The organism is Ketobacter alkanivorans, assembly GCF_002863865.1.
Lineage (GTDB): Bacteria > Pseudomonadota > Gammaproteobacteria > Pseudomonadales > Ketobacteraceae > Ketobacter > Ketobacter alkanivorans.
The window spans coordinates 3778477-3795589 of record NZ_CP022684.1 but is presented as its reverse complement, the minus strand read 5'-3'; the positions used below and the strand labels follow the sequence as shown (position 1 = coordinate 3795589).

The 17113-nt window shown below is 52.1% G+C and carries 18 protein-coding genes; 6 read left to right on the top strand and 12 right to left on the bottom strand.

Features of this window, described 5'->3' with window-relative positions:
* Positions 1-155: 155 nt before the first annotated feature.
* From pcnB to panC, 5 genes are read left to right on the top strand one after another with little or no spacing between them, the layout of a single operon-like run.
* Positions 156-1514, top strand: a complete 1359-nt coding sequence (gene pcnB / locus Kalk_RS16130) for a polynucleotide adenylyltransferase PcnB (RefSeq protein WP_101895233.1) — start codon at positions 156-158, stop codon at positions 1512-1514.
* Positions 1514-2014, top strand: a complete 501-nt coding sequence (folK, locus tag Kalk_RS16125; protein ID WP_101895232.1) for a 2-amino-4-hydroxy-6-hydroxymethyldihydropteridine diphosphokinase — start codon at positions 1514-1516, stop codon at positions 2012-2014. Before pcnB ends, folK begins: the two co-directional genes overlap by 1 nt.
* Before the next feature lie 2 nt (positions 2015-2016).
* A complete protein-coding gene (locus Kalk_RS16120; protein WP_101895231.1) occupies positions 2017-2652 on the top strand; it encodes a deoxynucleoside kinase in 636 nt (211 codons plus the stop codon).
* Positions 2653-2712: 60 nt separating this feature from the next.
* Entirely contained in the window at positions 2713-3510 is a 798-nt protein-coding gene (panB, locus tag Kalk_RS16115; protein WP_101895230.1) for a 3-methyl-2-oxobutanoate hydroxymethyltransferase, read from the top strand.
* Positions 3510-4358 carry a pantoate--beta-alanine ligase gene (gene panC, locus Kalk_RS16110; protein ID WP_101895229.1) on the top strand — a complete coding sequence of 283 codons (849 nt, stop codon included), beginning with the start codon at positions 3510-3512 and terminating at the stop codon, positions 4356-4358. The genes panB and panC overlap by 1 nt, the downstream gene beginning before the upstream one ends.
* Before the next feature lie 35 nt (positions 4359-4393).
* Here the strand turns inward: panC and Kalk_RS16105 are convergent, their stop codons facing one another.
* From Kalk_RS16105 to Kalk_RS16060, 10 genes are all read right to left on the bottom strand, one after another.
* Entirely contained in the window at positions 4394-5002 is a 609-nt protein-coding gene (locus Kalk_RS16105) for a M23 family metallopeptidase (RefSeq protein ID WP_101895228.1), read from the bottom strand.
* A 21-nt stretch (positions 5003-5023) separates the two neighbouring features.
* Entirely contained in the window at positions 5024-6262 is a 1239-nt protein-coding gene (arsJ, locus tag Kalk_RS16100) for an organoarsenical effux MFS transporter ArsJ (protein ID WP_101895227.1), read from the bottom strand.
* A 3-nt stretch (positions 6263-6265) separates the two neighbouring features.
* The gene (locus Kalk_RS16095; protein WP_101895226.1) at positions 6266-7276 is read right to left on the bottom strand and encodes an ArsJ-associated glyceraldehyde-3-phosphate dehydrogenase; all 1011 of its coding nucleotides are present in this window, start codon (positions 7274-7276) and stop codon (positions 6266-6268) included.
* A gap of 32 nt (positions 7277-7308) precedes the next feature.
* Positions 7309-7545, bottom strand: coding sequence for a thioredoxin family protein (locus tag Kalk_RS16090; RefSeq protein ID WP_101895225.1), 237 nt, complete (start codon positions 7543-7545; stop codon positions 7309-7311).
* 9 nt (positions 7546-7554) lie between these two features.
* Positions 7555-8547, bottom strand: coding sequence for a permease (locus tag Kalk_RS16085; protein WP_101895224.1), 993 nt, complete (start codon positions 8545-8547; stop codon positions 7555-7557).
* 10 nt (positions 8548-8557) lie between these two features.
* Positions 8558-8905, bottom strand: coding sequence for a metalloregulator ArsR/SmtB family transcription factor (locus Kalk_RS16080; RefSeq protein WP_324774975.1), 348 nt, complete (start codon positions 8903-8905; stop codon positions 8558-8560).
* 217 nt (positions 8906-9122) lie between these two features.
* A complete protein-coding gene (locus tag Kalk_RS16075; protein ID WP_101895222.1) occupies positions 9123-10607 on the bottom strand; it encodes a sialidase family protein in 1485 nt (494 codons plus the stop codon).
* A 204-nt stretch (positions 10608-10811) separates the two neighbouring features.
* Positions 10812-11531, bottom strand: coding sequence for an SIMPL domain-containing protein (locus tag Kalk_RS16070; protein ID WP_101895221.1), 720 nt, complete (start codon positions 11529-11531; stop codon positions 10812-10814).
* Positions 11532-11567: 36 nt separating this feature from the next.
* The gene (locus tag Kalk_RS16065; RefSeq protein ID WP_101895220.1) at positions 11568-12020 is read right to left on the bottom strand and encodes a YaiI/YqxD family protein; all 453 of its coding nucleotides are present in this window, start codon (positions 12018-12020) and stop codon (positions 11568-11570) included.
* A gap of 39 nt (positions 12021-12059) precedes the next feature.
* Positions 12060-12773 (bottom strand): winged helix-turn-helix transcriptional regulator, encoded by a 714-nt coding sequence (locus Kalk_RS16060; RefSeq protein WP_101895219.1) that lies wholly within the window; start codon positions 12771-12773, stop codon positions 12060-12062.
* A 377-nt stretch (positions 12774-13150) separates the two neighbouring features.
* On the opposite strand from Kalk_RS16060, the gene Kalk_RS16055 reads away from it, so the two are divergent.
* Positions 13151-13927, top strand: a complete 777-nt coding sequence (locus tag Kalk_RS16055; RefSeq protein WP_101895218.1) for a methyltransferase family protein — start codon at positions 13151-13153, stop codon at positions 13925-13927.
* Positions 13928-14112: 185 nt separating this feature from the next.
* Here the strand turns inward: Kalk_RS16055 and Kalk_RS16050 are convergent, their stop codons facing one another.
* The gene (locus Kalk_RS16050; protein WP_101895217.1) at positions 14113-14799 is read right to left on the bottom strand and encodes a TSCPD domain-containing protein; all 687 of its coding nucleotides are present in this window, start codon (positions 14797-14799) and stop codon (positions 14113-14115) included.
* A 54-nt stretch (positions 14800-14853) separates the two neighbouring features.
* Positions 14854-17010 carry an adenosylcobalamin-dependent ribonucleoside-diphosphate reductase gene (locus Kalk_RS16045; RefSeq protein ID WP_101895216.1) on the bottom strand — a complete coding sequence of 719 codons (2157 nt, stop codon included), beginning with the start codon at positions 17008-17010 and terminating at the stop codon, positions 14854-14856.
* Positions 17011-17113: the final 103 nt, after the last annotated feature.

Here is a 17113-nt window from a genome sequence, read left to right as displayed (position 1 = left end):
TATAAGCATGAAGCGTAAGGGAAAGTCGAAAGGCTTTCCCTTTTTGCTTTTTAGCCACATGCTATTGAATAGAGTGTATTCCTTTACGTACTCAGTGTTAGAATCTCTGCGCGAACGATCCCAAATTCAACTAACACGGATAGCCAACCCGTAGTATGCCCAAAAGGCTTATCAAAAAAATCAAAGGCTTAATCTCCGGTAACGCAGGTAAAACCAGCGTCCGGGTGATCCCCCGTGGCCAGCACCATTTCCCCGAAGAAGATATTGGCCGCAGTGTATACAGCGTGCTCGATGGGTTGACTGATGCCGGTTACGAAGCCTATCTGGTAGGCGGCTCCATCCGTGATGGCCTGATTGGCATGCACCCTAAAGACTTTGATATTGCCACCAGCGCCACTCCAGAGCAGATCAAGGCCGTATTTTCCCGCAACTGCCGCTTGATAGGTAGACGATTCCGCCTGGCCCACGTGCGCTTTGGCCGCGAAATCATAGAAGTCGCCACGTTTCGGGCCAGCCACGGCAAAGCCGAAGAGAACGCAAACCACTCATCTCAGTCCGAAGAGGGCATGCTGCTACGGGACAACGTATTCGGCACCCTGGATGAAGACGCCATAAGGCGTGACTTTACCGCCAACGCCCTCTATTACCGCCACACCGATGGTGCGGTATTGGATTTTGTAAACGGGTACGAAGATATCCAACACCAGACCCTGCGCCTGATCGGTGATCCCGAGCAACGCTATCGCGAAGACCCGGTACGGATGTTACGGGCCGTGCGGTTTGCCGCCAAACTTGATTTTACCATCGAACCTCGCACCGCAGCCCCCATCATCCAATTGTCTGAACTGCTGGGGTTAATCCCCGCCGCCCGACTGTTTGAGGAAGTATTAAAACTGTTCTTAAGCGGCCACGCCCAAGCGGTCTGGCCTTTGCTGGTGCAATACGACCTCGCCCGCTGGCTTTTCCCCCTCTCATCACCCGACAGTAACGATGAACCCGGCATGCAGCGCATGATCGAAATTGCTCTGCGCAATACCGATAACCGGCTTGCAGAAGGTAAACCGGTAACACCTGCATTTTTATTAGCCGTGTTACTGTGGGGGCCACTGCAGAAAGAGTGGCGTAAAGCTCAGGAAGACGGAATGCATGCAGCCCCGGCACTGCAAAAAGCCATTCAAAAAGTCATCAACAAGCAAGCACAGCACACCTCGATCCCCAAACGCTTTGGTCTGCCCATGCGCGAGATCTGGGAACTACAAGGGCGCCTCGCCATGCGCTCAGTCAAACGCTGTGAAGGCTTAATTCAGAACCCTCGCTTCCGCGCTGCCTACGACATGCTGTTACTGCGTGAAGAAGCAGGCGAAACCGAAGCTGGTCTGGGCGAATGGTGGACACAATACCAGGAAGCGGATCAAAGCGAACGCACCAAGATGTGCCAATCCCTTGGTGGAGGCAAAAAGCCCCGTCGCCGTCGCTACAACAAATCTCGCCGTAACAACACACCAAACGCGTAATGAACAAGGTCTACATCGGCCTGGGCAGCAACCTTAAAACCCCCGCCCAGCAGCTGCGACAAGCCATTGCCAGCATCCGCCTTATTCCAAACATGCAACTGATTGCGGTTTCTCCCTTTTATGGCAGCAGCGCGGTTGGCCCTGGCCAACAGCCAGACTACGTGAATGCCGCAGCCCTGCTCCACACCACACTGGATGCCCACAGCGTACTGGACGAATTGCAGGCCATAGAACAAGGCCAGGGGCGCATTCGCGGCCCAGAACAATGGGTACCCCGAACACTGGATCTGGATATCCTTCTGTTCAACAATGATGTCATCAGCACACAGCGCTTACAAGTGCCTCATCCCCGCGCCCGGGAGCGCAACTTTGTACTGCAGCCGCTGCTGGACCTGAATGCCGCACTGCTATTGCCTGATGGCACCAGCGTGGCAGCACTGCTGGCCGCAACAAGCAAGCAGGGGCTGTGGCCCCTGCCGGACGACACAACCGAGGCTTGAGCATGAAGTTTATTGTGGTAGAAGGCCCCATCGGCGTAGGCAAAACCACATTGACCCGCAAACTGGCCAACACCTTCGGCTACGACCTGTTGCTGGAAGGTGCCAGCGAGAACCCTTTTTTGGAGCGCTTCTACAGCAACCCCAAACAGTGGGCGATGCAAACCCAGCTTTACTTTCTGCTACAGCGCTCAGAGCAACTGAACGAATTGCGACAGAACGACCTTTTCCAGCCAGTCAGGGTAGCGGACTTTCTGATCCACAAAGATCGCCTGTTTGCCAGCCTGACCCTGGACAACGACGAATTCAGCCTCTACGAAAAAGTCTATCAGCATGTCATTTCCGACATCCCCAAGCCCGATTTGGTGATTTATCTGCAAGCCCCCGTCGATATTCTGCAACAGCGGATCACCCGGCGCGGCATCCCTTGCGAGCAGGAGATTACAGACGAATACCTCAACCGGCTCAGCGAAGCCTACATCGATTTTTTTCTGCGCTACAACGAATCACCTTTACTGATGGTCAATACCGCCCACATCAACTTGGCGGAAAGCACCCGTGACTATGAAAATCTGGTGGAGTATATTCAGTCCATTCGCAGTGGCCGACATTACTTCAATCCAGCCACTAACCTGCCGTGAACACAGAGGTAGCCTCGCTGCCACGTCCACGCGCAAAGCAACACAGAGGGAGCATCACTCATCATGGCAATCACCCTGTCCACACTCAACAAGCTCAAGCAGGAAGGCACCAAATTCACCTGCCTGACCGCCTACGACAGCACCTTTTCCAACCTGGCCAGCAGCGCAGGAGTGGAAGTACTGTTAGTGGGTGATTCCCTGGGTAACGTCTTGCAGGGTCATGACAGCACGGTGCCCGTCACCCTGCAGGACATGATTTATCACACCCAGTGCGTACGCCGAGGCAATCAGGGCGCGCTGATCATGGCCGACCTGCCATTCATGACCTACGCCACCGAAGAGCAGACCTTCGACAGCTGTGCCGCGCTGATGCGAGCCGGTGCTCATGTCGTAAAACTCGAAGGCGGCGCCTGGCTGAAAGACAGCGTAAAAAAACTCTCTGAGCGTGGTGTTCCTGTCTGCATTCATCTTGGTCTTACCCCTCAATCCGTTAACAAATTCGGCGGCTACAAAGTACAAGGCAGAGACCCGGCAGAACGGGATGCCCTGATCCGTGATTCCATCGCTGCCGAAGAAGCCGGGGCAGCCATTCTTCTGTATGAATGCATCCCCTCGGATCTGATGGAACTGATCATGACCAAAGTATCCATCCCCGTCATCGGCATCGGAGCGGGCCCCTCCTCGGACGCGCAAGTTCTAGTGCTGCACGATATGCTTGGCGCCACCACACGCAAGCCTGCCAAATTCGTAAAGAATTTCATGCCAGAAGGCGATGGCAGCATTCAAGGTGCCATCGCAGCCTACGTCGCCGCGGTTAAAAGCGGTACTTTCCCCGGCCCTGAGCACGGATTCGCCTGATGAAAACTGTCCACACCATTCAAGAGCTACGCAACGAAGTACACCGTCAGCGCATGGCGGGCAAACGTATCGGCTTCGTGCCCACCATGGGCAACTTGCACGCAGGTCACATCTCCCTGATCACTGAAGGGCTAAAGCAGGCGGACATCATGGTGTCCAGCGTCTTTGTGAACCCCACCCAGTTTGGCCCCGGCGAGGACTTCGACAGCTATCCACGCACATTGGAAGCGGATGCCGCCAAGCTGGAAGCCGCGGGATGCCATCTGCTGTTTGCTCCGCCAGTGACTGAAATGTACCCCGGCGATCAGGATAAGTGGGCCAAGGTCGTGGTCACGGAAATTACTGACCGCCATTGCGGTGCCGCCCGCCCCGGTCATTTCGACGGCGTCTCCACCGTGGTCAGCAAACTATTTAACATCGTGCTGCCGGATGTAGCTCTGTTCGGCAAGAAGGATTTCCAGCAACTGGCGGTGATCCGTCGCATGACCACCGCACTGTGTTTTGGCATTGAGATCATCGGGGTGGAAACCGTACGCGAAGCCAATGGCTTGGCCATGAGTTCCCGTAATGGCTATCTAACTGACGACGAAAAGCAGCGAGGAGCCACCCTGTATCAGTGCCTGCAAGCGGCCAAAGAACAAATCTGTAATGGCGCAAGGGATTACGACGCCATAAGCCAACAAGCCAATGCAAAACTGGCTGCAGCGGGGTTTGAACCCGAGTACTTCAGCGTCTGCCGGGCCGACACCCTGGAGCCCGCCACCCCCGACAATAAAGATCTTGTGATTCTTGCTGTCGCTCGCATGGGAAAGGCCCGACTGATTGATAATATCGACTTTAAGCTGTGAACTCGGGCTAACCCCGTATTGGATTAGCCCTCGGCTCACTCATCTAAGAGCAAGCAGTAATCAACATTCAATTCATTGGCTGAACGGTAATGGGTGCCTTGCTTAGGAATACCGGTACCCTTTTGGTTCACGTCAACAAAAGTCGGTGGCTGCCCGTCCAACGTCGAGATACCTATATGCAAATGAGGCAAAACACTGATGCCAACGTTACCTGATAGTGCTATGGCATCACCTTGCTCCACTGTTTGACCCGGCATCACACAAGCACCATCTTGCTTGATGTGAAGATAGTCAGCATACGTTCCATCCAAATGATCAACGCTAATGTAGTTATTGGCACAATTTTTCTGTATTGGGCAACTCCCATTATTAGAGTCATTCACCCTCATCACCACACCTGAACGAGCAGCCAACACCAAGGAACCGACCGGCATGACAAAATCTAACTCATAACCATAATGCCCAAAAGGACCATCGTAACCCTGAATAACAAACCGGCTTTCATCCCATTGATATGGCAACTTATATAAGCGGCTCTCATCATAAAAAACAGGCTCAGCGCTGTCCTGGCCACAAGCCGATAGCAGGAGGGCTCCCAACATCAGAATTCCTAGCCTGCTTTTTATTACTTTTGTCATCTGCATTCGTTTCTACTCCATTAGTTATTATCTTGAACCGACTGAACTCAAATCGCCTCCATGGCGGGGCAAGCCCAACGACAGCAACATCGCCACCAATACAAACCCACTAGAGGCAAGCAAACATACCTCAAGCCCATAGGCCTGAAACAGCCACCCGGAAAGCAGCGTACCCAGCAAGCGCCCCATGGCATTCGCCATGTAGTAAAACCCTACATCCAGCGAAACCCCATCCTCGTCCGCGTAACTGACAATCAGATAACTGTGCAGCGATGAATTAATGGCAAACGCAACGCCAAACAGCAACAGCCCCCCAACCACACTCACCTGAGGCTGCCATTGATAGAACAGCAACAGCGCGATCGCCCCCGGTATCACCGACAACCCCAACGCCCAAACTACAGCCGCCTTGCCATCGGGAAGACGCCCCTGGGCGTTACCGGTGAGACGAGGGGCCTGAGTCTGTACCACGCCATAACCAATGATCCAGAGCGCCAAAAAGCCGCCTACCTGCCAGAAGCTCCAATTAAATGATACCGACAGATATACCGGCAACGCCACGACAAACCATATGTCTCTGGCGCCAAACAGAAACAGGCGCGCTGCCGATAGTGTATTAACCGCCCGGCTTTTGGAGAAGATCTGGGTAAACTTAGGTTTGCTTTTGGCTTTACCCAGGTCGCGGCGCAGAAACAACATGCTCAGTACCCAGATCAGTGCCAACACGCCCGCCATAACGGCAACAGCCCATTGAAAGCCCAACACCATGAGCAGGGCTCCCCCCATGAAGAAACCCACGCCTTTCAACGCGTTTTTCGAACCGGTAAGAATCGCCACCCACTTATACAGCGTACCCTGCGCCTCTGCAGGCACCAGCATCTTGATAGCGCTCTTGGCACTCATCTTGTTCAGATCTTTAGCAATACCGGACAACGCCTGCGCAGCCATGACCCAAGGCACCGTCAGCATGGTTGCTGGCACCAGCAACATTACCAGCGCAATCACCTGTAAAAACAAACCCAGGTTCATGGTGCGATTCAGCCCTAAGCGCGCCCCCAGCCAGCCCCCGGTCAAATTGGTGACCACACCAAAAAACTCGTAGAACAGGAACAGAAGCGCGATCTCCAGCGGCTGGTAGCCCAACTCGTGAAAGTGCAGCACCACCAACATACGCAGGGCACCGTCTGTGAGGGTAAATGCCCAATAATTACCAGTCACCAGCATGTACTGGCGGATCTCAGGCGCCAAGCGCGACCACCACTGCATCGCTTACACCCGATCCATCTGCGCTACTTTCAGCGCCAGCTCGACGGTGCGGTTGGCGTACCCCCACTCATTGTCGTACCACGCATACAGTTTCACCTGCGTACCATTCACCACCATAGTGGACAGCGCATCAATAATACTGGAACGCGGGTCAGTCCTGTAATCGATGGACACCAGTGGGCGCTCCTCATAACCGAGGATATCTTTTAATTCATTCTCGGCGGCCTGTTTTAAAAGCCCGTTCACTTCTTCTTCCGTGGTTGCACGCTTTACTTCGAACACACAATCCGTCAGAGAAGCATTGGCCAGTGGCACCCGTACCGCATGACCATTCAATTTCCCTTTAAGCTCAGGAAAAATGTGAGTAATAGCGGTAGCCGAACCGGTGCTGGTGGGAATCAGACTCATACCGCAGGCTCGAGCCCGACGCAAATCTTTATGGGGCGCATCCAGAATAGTCTGGGTGTTGGTGATGCTATGGATGGTCGTCATGGAGCCATGCACAATGCCGAGCTGTTCATGAATCACTTTCACCACCGGTGCCAAACAATTGGTGGTGCAGGAAGCTGCCGTCACAATGGAGTGCTGCTTAGGATCGTATAACTGATCATTCACCCCCATCACCACATTGAGCACACCGTCTTCTTTCACCGGTGCCGTCACCACCACCCGCTTTACGCCCTGATCCAGATAGCCCTGCAGCACCGCTTTGGTTTTCATCTTGCCCGAGGCTTCGATCACCACATCACAATCCGACCAGTCTGTGGCGCTGATCTCTTTATTGCGGCTGCAGGGGATGCTGTGGCCCTGAATGATCATGGCCTGCGCACTGTAAGTTGCCTCGTGCTGCCAACGACCGTGCACGGAATCAAAATTCAACAGGTGGGCCAGGGTCGCTGCATCCCCCGCCGGATCGTTGATGCGCTGGATAATCACATCAGCCTTTTCAAACAACGCTCGCAGTGTTAACCGACCCATCCGGCCAAATCCATTGATACCAATTCTTATCGTCATGTTGCTACATCCTAACGTGTATGGCTCACCGCTTACGCAGTTAGCCAGGATTCAATCTCGGCCCGATGAGGAATCGAACCACTGTGCACCAGCACCTCATCCACAACCACCGCCGGTGTGGACATCACTCCATAGCCCATAATGACTTCCGGACGAGTCTCTTTGATGACCGTGACCGCCACTTCCAGCTCTGAGGCAATGTGTTCGATACTGTCTGCGGTCTTAGTGCACTTACTGCACCCACTGCCCAGCACTTTGATGTTTTTCATCAGGTTCTCCTAGATAGAAAAATGTAACCCGTTAAAGACCCAACCCACCACCGTAAACGCCACCAGCAACATCACAAACAGCATCGCCAGCAAACGCCACTGCATGACTTGCTTCAGTAGTATGAATTCAGGAAAACTGGCAGCTACGGTGCTCATGCAGAATGCCAAGGTCGTACCCACCGGCAGCCCCTTCACCAACAACCCTTCCATCACCGGAATTACACCGGTGGCATTGGAATACAACGGAATGCCCAGCAATACGGCAGCAGGCACCGACCACCACTGACCATCCCCCAGATGGGATTCCAGCCAACCGGCCGGCACAAAACCGTGCAGCGCCGCGCCCAGCCCCACCCCCACAATCACCCATTTCCATACCCGGGTGAAAATATCCAGAGTTTCCGTTTTAGCGAATGCATGACGCTGCGACAGGGTCAGCGTTTGCGTGGGTATTGCACCCACAACCGCCTGACCGGTTCTAGCATGGTGTAAGGCTTGTGCTGCAAACGGCTGCAACCAGCGCTCGGCCTTAATCAGATCCAGAAAGATCCCCCCAACGATACCCACAGCCATACCCACCAGCACATATAACACCGTAAACTGCCAGCCCAGCAAACTCATCAGCAGCAACACCGCCACCTCGTTGATCAGTGGAGAGGTCAACAGAAACGCCATGGTGATCCCGACGGGGATGCCTGCGGAAGTAAACCCCAAAAACACCGGAATGCTGGAACAGGAGCAAAACGGGGTGATGGCCCCGAATGCCGACCCCAGCACATAGCCCACGCCACGGTGCCTGCCCGCCAGAAAGTCCCTCACCTTTTCCACGCGCAATGAGGCCCGCAGCAGAGCAATGAAATAGATCATCACCAGCAACAACGCGAAGATTTTGGTGGTGTCTTCGATAAAGAAATGCAGGCTGTCGGCTAGCTTGGTGCCTTGGGGCAACTGCAATAGATCGTAAACAATAACAGACGCGAAACTTTTGAATATTTCGAACATGATTCAGTCTCTAGCAACAGGTTTGGGCCCGTTCTGGCCGCCCCCCCATGGAGCAGAGATTGCGAACATTGGATTTAATGAACGCTGTATTGGCCTGGGTGGTTTGCGCCAACACCTGCTGCGCCCATTCAGGCATGGAAGGGTTGATTCGATAGAACACCCATTGACCCTGCCTGCGATCCTGTAACAAGTTACATTTTCTCAGCTGAGCCAAATGGCGAGAGATCTTGGGCTGAATCTCATCCAACGCGGCCATCAATTCGCACACACACAGCTCGCCCTCCTGCTCAATCAGCATCAGGCAGCGCAGTCGGGTTTCATCCGCCAGACATTTATAAAACGATAATGGGTCCAAAATGACGCCTCCATATCAGTAACCCAAGCGGGCCACAGGCACGTCGCAATCATATATATTCTCATATATATGTCAAATCATATATATGGGCAGGCTGGCCACCAACTTAACGATCAACAATCAATGGGGATTGGGAAGCTGCCACAAAAAAGGCCTCAGGGCAGCAATGCCACCTTGAGGCCTCAACAAATACGCGCGGTAAAACTGAACCTAGAACACCTTACTGGTGAATCAAACGCCCCAATCCACCCTGCAGTTGTGATTGGGCTTTCTCGGTTATATCCCAGGTACAATTAATATAGTCAGGGCACATATTGACATTGAACGTGGCAAAAACATCACCATTGGGAGCGTAACGCACCTGTACAATTTCATTCAGATCCCCACCAACAAACATACCCAAATACCCAGGATCAAACCCGATCGGATACACTGGATCATTTACATTATTCACGATGGCTCCCCTGAAAACCGGGTTAGCATCAAAGGCATTGAGAGATTCCGCCATCATCGCATGATAGGGTGCTTTTCCGATGTTGCCATAGTAGGCGATGGCAACCGTACCCGGCGTTTTAACCGTAAGCGAGCCATAACGCACACTGCGCACATTCGGGGCGGACACCACCACAGGAGCGGACCAGCTTTGGCCACCATCACGGCTAATGGTCATACGCAGAACATCATCCACATCAGGATAAACTGCGTAGAGATTGCCATCGCTGTCGATAGAAAGCGGCTCACCCATCACGTAGTTTCCATTTACCAACCCCACATCCAAAACGGTGTAGTAGTTAATCAAGTTAGTGTTAGGAATGTCCTGCACCTGCCAGGTGACGCCTTCATCATGACTGATACCGATACCCAATCGGTTGCAACGCCGGAACCCGATATACACGGTGCCGTCGTTCGGATCGACAACCCCTGCGCCCATGATGACCCATTCCAGAAAATGACAATCGTTATCCGATGGTTTTAAACTCAAGAACCCCACCTCATCCCAACTTTCACCATTATCCAGTGAGCGCATAACCTGCTGCTTCTGCGGCGAAACAATCACAGCCGGCGTTGAAATCGGCGTAGGTGCGGACAAATACAACACGTTGGATGTGCCTGTGGGTTCGCTGTAAACCGGTGGCCCCGCGTAAACCTTGCCCCAGTCGAATGCGGCCATCTCAACATTGGTATACCCCCAGGTGGCACCGTCATCGTCACTCCAGCTCATATTAAAACCAAAGCCAAAATCCAGTTCGTCGAGGCCACCTGTGTTAAGTTTTGAGGAATGAAAAAACACGCGTTCAGTGACTGGCTCCATACCCAAAAACGGCTGTACTCTGCTGTGATCTTCACCATTGGGTAAGGTGATCGGAAGAAAATCCCAACTGACGCCGTTATCACGTGAACGGATGATGCCATTACCTTCATTGGTAAAGGCCGGCCCATAAAAAATACTGCCATCGTTTTTAATAGCCATGGTGGGCTCTGCCGAACCGAAGCCGGTTTTTGATAAACAGGGCACGATAGAATCGGTACTACTTATTGATTCGGCTACCGCGCCTATGGGTGTAGCGCGATAACCGGTTGCAGCCTGTTCGGGATAACATTCCTGGCCTTCAAATGCGTATGGATTGTCTTTTATCTTGCAACCTTGCAAGCCCACCGAAAACAGTGCGGCCAGCGCCAACACTGCACTCTTGTTCTTCATCATATTGTGAATCCTTTTTTATTGTATTGAATGACACATGAGCAACGACTTGCCATTGCAAAGATCGATAAGCCTGCTGAATTATTCGAGGCGTTCGCTGTGAATTCAAAGACAACATGATGAAAGGTGATCCAGATCGTACGTATTCTGCACGGAAGGTAAAATTGGCATAAACGTTGGCAGAATAAGTATCTGCGATGAGTTTGATCAGTCGGAAAGGTAATACTCTACCGTTGACACTACTCTGACTTTCTTGATGTGGGGATTATTCTTGTCCCTTGGCGCTATGCTGAATTGACCCTGGGTAGCTTGCTTGATCTTACCCAGACTGCTTTGCGAATCATTAGCAAACTTGATCGCCACTTCCCGAGCCTGCTTGGTGGCCTCTTCGATCATCTCGGGTTTGACCTCATTCAAACGGGTAAACAGGTATTCTGTTTGCGCCTGATAATCACCACGGGTAATAACAATGCCCTGCTTGCCCAACTCCGAAAGCTTGCTCATTACAGCACGTACAGCGGCGATATCTTTGGAATACACCGTCACCGTCTGCTGAGCAGTATAACGAAACTCCACTGTGCCATTATTTCCATATTGCTGAGCGGATTTATCCGTTATCGCTGGCGCAGAAGCCGTAATGTCCTTCACTGCGATGCCGTTTCCCTTCAAAAACGTTTTGATCTTTGCTGTGCTGTTGTCCAGCGCACTGTATAGCGCACCCAGCTCATTGCTTGCCTCGGTAAACTGAATCGGCCAGATAACGATGTCCGCATCGTACTCCCGTTCGGACAGCCCCTTCACCGTTACCGTGCGCTCATACTCTTTGAACTTAATCGCAGAGCTGCCCAACACATAACCTAAACCTATTAACCCAATACAAACAAACACCCCCAACAAGACAGCAGCAAGCGTATTTTTACTGGTCATAGAAATCTCCTTATAAGGTCACGTTATGCGCAAGGGTCAGGATTTGGCCTGAGCCAGTATTCGATCAAGATGATTAGCAAAGGACTGTCTGTCATTTTGACTCAGCGGCGGCGGGCCGCCTGTGTCCAAGCCACTGGAACGCATGGTATCGAGAAAGTCACGCATATTAAGCCGCGCTCCAATGTTTTCTTTGGTATGCAACTCGCCGCGAGGGCTGAGCGCAACCGCGCCCTTTTCAATGGCCTCTGCAGCCAATGGAATATCGCTGGTGATCACCAAGTCACCGGCCTCGACGCGTCGCACGATCTCATTATCGGCAATATCAAAACCGGACTCTACTTGCACAAAATGAATATATTGTGATTTGGGTACCCGCAGGAACTGGTTGGCCACCAAGGTTGTGGTGATCCCTGCGCGCTCTGCTGCCCGAAACAGAATGTCTTTAATAACCACGGGGCAAGCATCCGCATCCACCCATATTTTAAGCATCTGGCATTCCTGACTTTATATAATGCGTTGAATTCTAACTTAAATACCAGCACCCATCATACTGTCATGGCGAATCTCATCGGCAGGGGGAATACCGTCAAATATAGAGGGCCGCAACCAGCGTGAGATATTTTTGGTGAGCGCAGATTGCCCCACCAGCAGGAGTCGCTTGTCCGCTATGGCCTGCTTGTAACTGATGTCCCCCATCCAGGCTTGAATCATGGTACGCAAATCCGTAGTGAAATACACATCCACATCTTTACCGGGATCATGTACACAGGTATCCACCTGCTCATTCTTCACCACCACCCACCAATCCTTAAATTCCTCCAGATCAGTGAATTTAAAACGAATTACCGTCTCGTTTCCCACCAGCTGCCGCGGATCTACGCTGCGCTCCATATACAGCATCAACAGCTCAACATCCAAATCGGCATCAGGCATACCCTCTCGAGCCCAACGCATCCCCCAGACCCCCAGGGCTTTCAGCACAGGCACCAACTCTTGACCGGACTGAGTTAAAAAATATTCGTACCCTTTCTGGCCGGGTATTTTCTTTTTCAGCACAATGCCGGCAATACAAAGCTCATTGAGTCGCTTGGTTAGCATGGTGGGTGAAATGGAGCTTAATCCGCGCAACAGATTATTGAAGCGCGAAGCCCCCATTAGCAGCTCACGCACAATAAGAAGAGACCATTTATCACCCAGAACTTCAGCGGCCTTGGATATTGGGCAGAATTGTCCGTATTGCATTGCATAACCCTTCTTTTTAGGGGTGGTTATAGTGCACCCGCAAAATGTGAGATTTCTCACCCAAATTTCAGTCAGTAATGCAGTCAATCCGCTAACTACGGAATCAGGAGTGGGTTACTACAGTTTACGTAGTTAGTTACTACAGATCTGAAAGTATAGTTGCCGCCCCGTCTAACCTAGCATGAACCTGTCGAATCACTACAACACGGCCTCTTTTACTCAACGGTAGAAGAACGCCTTAACAATCTTGGCAGCCAGCCTAGCGACAGGGCTTTTGATTTTGACAGCAAATCACAGTTTGTACAAAAAAATCACGACAACCTGAACAGGCCCGCCATCTGTACACAAACAAACTTAATCTAAACAGGAGCCACACCATGACCGTATACCAACACACCAACCACATGAACCCTGCTAACGGAGTTCTGGGCAGCAGCCAAAAAGCGGCTCTGATTCTGTACAGTACCATTTCCTACCTGATCGGTTTTTCTGGGTTGATGGCTGTTATTTTGTCCATGGCCGGAATCATCCCCATGGCGAGCTGGGTAACATTAACCACCCACTCCACCGCTGCTGTGATCATCAATGGGTTGCTGGTCTGCCTGTTTGGTCTGCAGCATTCCATAATGGCGCGGCCTTTCTTTAAACGTGCCTTTAACGCCTGGTTCACCCCTGCCAGTGAACGCAGCACCTACGTTTGGAGCAGCGGCGTAACCCTGATGATCATCCTGGCACTATGGCAACCGGTTGAAGGAACGCTTTGGCAAGCACAAAGCCTGCTCTCACAGGTCGCCTTATGGTCATTGTTTGCGCTAGGTTGGGGCTATCTGTTTGCCGCGACGTTCTCCATTAATCATTGGGATCTGTTTGGTCTGCGCCAAATGTGGTTTGCCATCAATGATCGTGAATATGTGTCGCCCGAGTTCAAAGAAAACTGGATGTATCGCTACAGCCGCCACCCCATCATGCTGGGCGCACTGATCGGCATGTGGTGTGTACCGGAAATGACTGCCAGCAAGTTTGTACTCACTGCTTTTCTAACCCTGTACGTATTCGTTGGTGTCAGTTTCGAAGAGAAAGACCTGATCCGGGAGTTTGGCCAACGCTATCTGGAATACAAACAGCGCGTAGGCATGTTCTTTACCTTTCGATAGATAGCTGATCGACAAAACAAAGGCCATACAATGTCATAAGCATTGGGAGGCAGTGACAAAATGGGGGGCTTGCGACTTTTCAGACTAAATACGAGACAGCATATCCATTGTTTTTAAAGGGACATATAACGCAAAAGGCCACAGTTTTCACCGTGGCCTTTTGCGTAGGATTCAGCAGCTATCCATCAGCCGCACTTGGAATCCCCGCAGTTCAAGCAGGTCATGCAGCCATCCATGTAGATGACGGCCTTGGTACTACACTTGCCGCACAGGCTGGCTCCGGCTGGAAAGGAGCTCTCTTCCTCGTGCGACGCTTCAGGCTTTTTTGCCTGGGCTGTGATCTCCTGCTTTTTCTTCTCAATAAAGGCTTTCTGGTGCTCGTCCAGATCGCTCTTAATCATACCGATCATGCGCATGTGGTTCTCAATGGCTTCGCCGATTTCAGCCACCAGCGAGGGCATGAACTTTCCACCACGCTTGAAGTAACCCCCTTTAGGATCGAATACTGCTTTCAGCTCTTCCACCAGGAAGGTGCAATCACCCCCCTTACGGAATACAGCAGAAATTACCCGAGTCAGCGCCAGTACCCACTGGAAGTTTTCCATGTTCTTTGAGTTGATGAAAATCTCAAAGGGGCGACGCTGCTCGTGCTCAGTATCTTCGTTAAGGATGATGTCGTTGATGGTGATGTACAACGCATGATCGGATAACGGCGTTTTGATTTTGTAGGTAGAGCCCAACAGCATCTCGGGGCGCTCCACACTTTCGTGCATATGCACGACGTTGCTTTCGGGCTTTACCGGCTCAGCTTGAGGCTGATCGGCTTTAACCACTTCGTAGCCAACGATTTTTGATTTGATTTCTTTAGCCATGGTTTATTACCTGAATTCTCGTCTTCCTGTTACGTAATAGAGTTTGCACGCAATTTAGAGCTTGCCGTAGTAGCCTTCTTTCAAGGCATCGTACAGGTTGGCGGCGGAATGCACTTCCCCATCGTACAGTATCTCTTCGTTACCTTTGACTTCCAGTACGGTGCCGTCTTCCAGGGTAAAGCGATACAGGGTTGCCTCTATATCCTTTTCTTTCACCAGCACGCCCTGGAAGGCTTCCGGGTTAAAGCGGAAGGTAGTACAGCCTTTCAGACCTTTACGGAAAGCGTACAGGTAGATGTCTTTAAACTTATCGTATTCAAAGTCCGTGGGCACGTTGATGGTTTTGGAAATGGAGGAATCCACCCATTTCTGCGCCGCTGCCTGGATGTCCACATGCTGTTCCGGTGAGACATTATCCGTCGCCGTGAAGTACTCTGGCAACTGTTTGTCTGCCTCGTCGGTAAAGGGCAGGGCATCACTGTTCACCAGTTCACGATAGGCCAGCAGTTCGTAAGAGAACACGTCGACCTTCTCTTTGGATTTGCGACCTTCACGGATGATGTTGCGCGAATAGTGGTGCGCAAAGCTGGGCTCAATACCGTTACTGGCGTTGTTGGCGATGGACAGAGAGATGGTTCCCGTCGGCGCGATGGAGGAATGGTGGGTAAAACGAGATCCCACCTGAGACAGCTTTTCAACCAGCTCAGGCTCTGCTTCGGCAACCCGTTGCATATAACGGCTGTATTTTGCGTGCAGCACCTTGCCTTTGATCTTGTCGCCGACTTTGTAGCCATCCTTTTTCATTTCAGGGCGTTTGCGCAGCATCGCGCCATCCACCTTGAACTCCTGCTCCATGATGGGCGCTGGGCCTTTCTCTTCTGAAAGCGCCAGGCCGGTTTTCCAACCGGTAACGGCCATTTCTTTGGATACCTGCTCGGTGAACTCCACGGAATCAGGCGATCCATATTTCATGCGCAGCATCGTGAGGGTTGAGCCCAACCCCAGAAAACCCATGCCATGACGACGCTTGTGAGTGATCTCGTGGCGTTGGCGCTCCAGCGGCAAGCCGTTGATTTCCACTACGTTATCCAGCATGCGCGTGAAGGTGGACACTACTTTGCGGTATTCATCCCAATCGAAAAAGGCCTTTTCGGTGAACGGATTACGCACAAAACGGGTCAGGTTCACTGAACCCAGCAGGCAGCTGCCATACTCAGGCAGAGGCTGCTCGCCACAGGGGTTGGTGGCCCGGATGTTTTCGCAGAACCAGTTGTTGTTCATCTCATTCACCTTGTCGATGAGGATGAAACCAGGCTCGGCAAAATCATAAGTAGAGGACATGATGGCGTGCCAGATCTTGCGGGCTTTTTCGTAACCGTAGATTTTGCAGGCAACCAGGCCTTTATCATTGACGATGTAGCCGTCATTGGCAGGCCACTCGCGCCACACTACCTTGGTCTTGTCTTTCAGATCCATTTTGTTGGCATCAGGGCTGTTGGCCTTGATGGGGAACACCAGCGGCCATTCTTCATCCTTCACCACACAATCGATGAACTCTTCTCCGATCAGCAGAGACAGGTTGAACTGACGCAGCCGACCGTCTTCACGCTTGGCCTTGATAAATTCCAATACGTCCGGATGGGACACGTCGAATGTCGCCATTTGGGCACCACGACGACCACCGGCAGAGGACACGGTGAAGCAGGTGCGGTCAAAGATATCCATAAAGGACAGTGGGCCGGAGGTTTTGGCACCCGCGCCGGACACGTAGGCTCCGCGCGGACGCAGGGTCGAGAACTCGTAGCCGATACCGCAACCGGCTTTCAGGGTCAGGCCTGCTTCGTAGTTCTTTTCCAGAATACCGGACATGGTGTCATTAACTGTACCGGACACGGTGCAGTTAATGGTTGAGGTGTCGGCTTTATAAGCCTGGGCACCGGCATTGGACAGGATACGGCCCGCCGGGATGGCACCGTGGCGCAAAGCCCACAGAAATTTGTCATACCATTCGGCTTTCTTGGCGTCGTCGACTTCTACGTCTGCCAGGGCTCGGGCCACTCGCTGAAAGGAGTGATCAATGGACGCGTCCACAGGATTACCTTCACTGTCCTGCAGGCAGTATTTCTGCCGCCAGATGTCCTGGGATGCCTCCTGCAGGGGAATTTCCTTTTCAGCTTGCTTCTCTACTGGTTGATAAGATACAGCGCTCATTGCCACCTTCTTATAATTTCAAACAAAATGATTCCTGCGCAGCCTTGTGGGCTACGGGCGTGAATTAGTGAACTACTAGATGTTGTGTTGTCAGTGCCGGAAC

Excerpts from the sequence above, each read along its gene's own strand:
- pcnB (WP_101895233.1), top strand. The coding sequence starts at position 156 with ATGCCCAAAAGGCTTATCAAAAAAATCAAAGGCTTAATCTCCGGTAAC.
- folK (WP_101895232.1), top strand. The coding sequence starts at position 1,514 with ATGAACAAGGTCTACATCGGCCTGGGCAGCAACCTTAAAACCCCCGCC.
- Kalk_RS16120 (WP_101895231.1), top strand. The coding sequence starts at position 2,017 with ATGAAGTTTATTGTGGTAGAAGGCCCCATCGGCGTAGGCAAAACCACA.
- panC (WP_101895229.1), top strand. The coding sequence starts at position 3,510 with ATGAAAACTGTCCACACCATTCAAGAGCTACGCAACGAAGTACACCGT.
- Kalk_RS16105 (WP_101895228.1), bottom strand. The coding sequence starts at position 5,002 with ATGCAGATGACAAAAGTAATAAAAAGCAGGCTAGGAATTCTGATGTTG.
- arsJ (WP_101895227.1), bottom strand. The coding sequence starts at position 6,262 with ATGCAGTGGTGGTCGCGCTTGGCGCCTGAGATCCGCCAGTACATGCTG.
- Kalk_RS16095 (WP_101895226.1), bottom strand. The coding sequence starts at position 7,276 with ATGACGATAAGAATTGGTATCAATGGATTTGGCCGGATGGGTCGGTTA.
- Kalk_RS16090 (WP_101895225.1), bottom strand. The coding sequence starts at position 7,545 with ATGAAAAACATCAAAGTGCTGGGCAGTGGGTGCAGTAAGTGCACTAAG.
- Kalk_RS16085 (WP_101895224.1), bottom strand. The coding sequence starts at position 8,547 with ATGTTCGAAATATTCAAAAGTTTCGCGTCTGTTATTGTTTACGATCTA.
- Kalk_RS16075 (WP_101895222.1), bottom strand. The coding sequence starts at position 10,607 with ATGATGAAGAACAAGAGTGCAGTGTTGGCGCTGGCCGCACTGTTTTCG.
- Kalk_RS16070 (WP_101895221.1), bottom strand. The coding sequence starts at position 11,531 with ATGACCAGTAAAAATACGCTTGCTGCTGTCTTGTTGGGGGTGTTTGTT.
- Kalk_RS16065 (WP_101895220.1), bottom strand. The coding sequence starts at position 12,020 with ATGCTTAAAATATGGGTGGATGCGGATGCTTGCCCCGTGGTTATTAAA.
- Kalk_RS16060 (WP_101895219.1), bottom strand. The coding sequence starts at position 12,773 with ATGCAATACGGACAATTCTGCCCAATATCCAAGGCCGCTGAAGTTCTG.
- Kalk_RS16055 (WP_101895218.1), top strand. The coding sequence starts at position 13,151 with ATGACCGTATACCAACACACCAACCACATGAACCCTGCTAACGGAGTT.
- Kalk_RS16050 (WP_101895217.1), bottom strand. The coding sequence starts at position 14,799 with ATGGCTAAAGAAATCAAATCAAAAATCGTTGGCTACGAAGTGGTTAAA.
- Kalk_RS16045 (WP_101895216.1), bottom strand. The coding sequence starts at position 17,010 with ATGAGCGCTGTATCTTATCAACCAGTAGAGAAGCAAGCTGAAAAGGAA.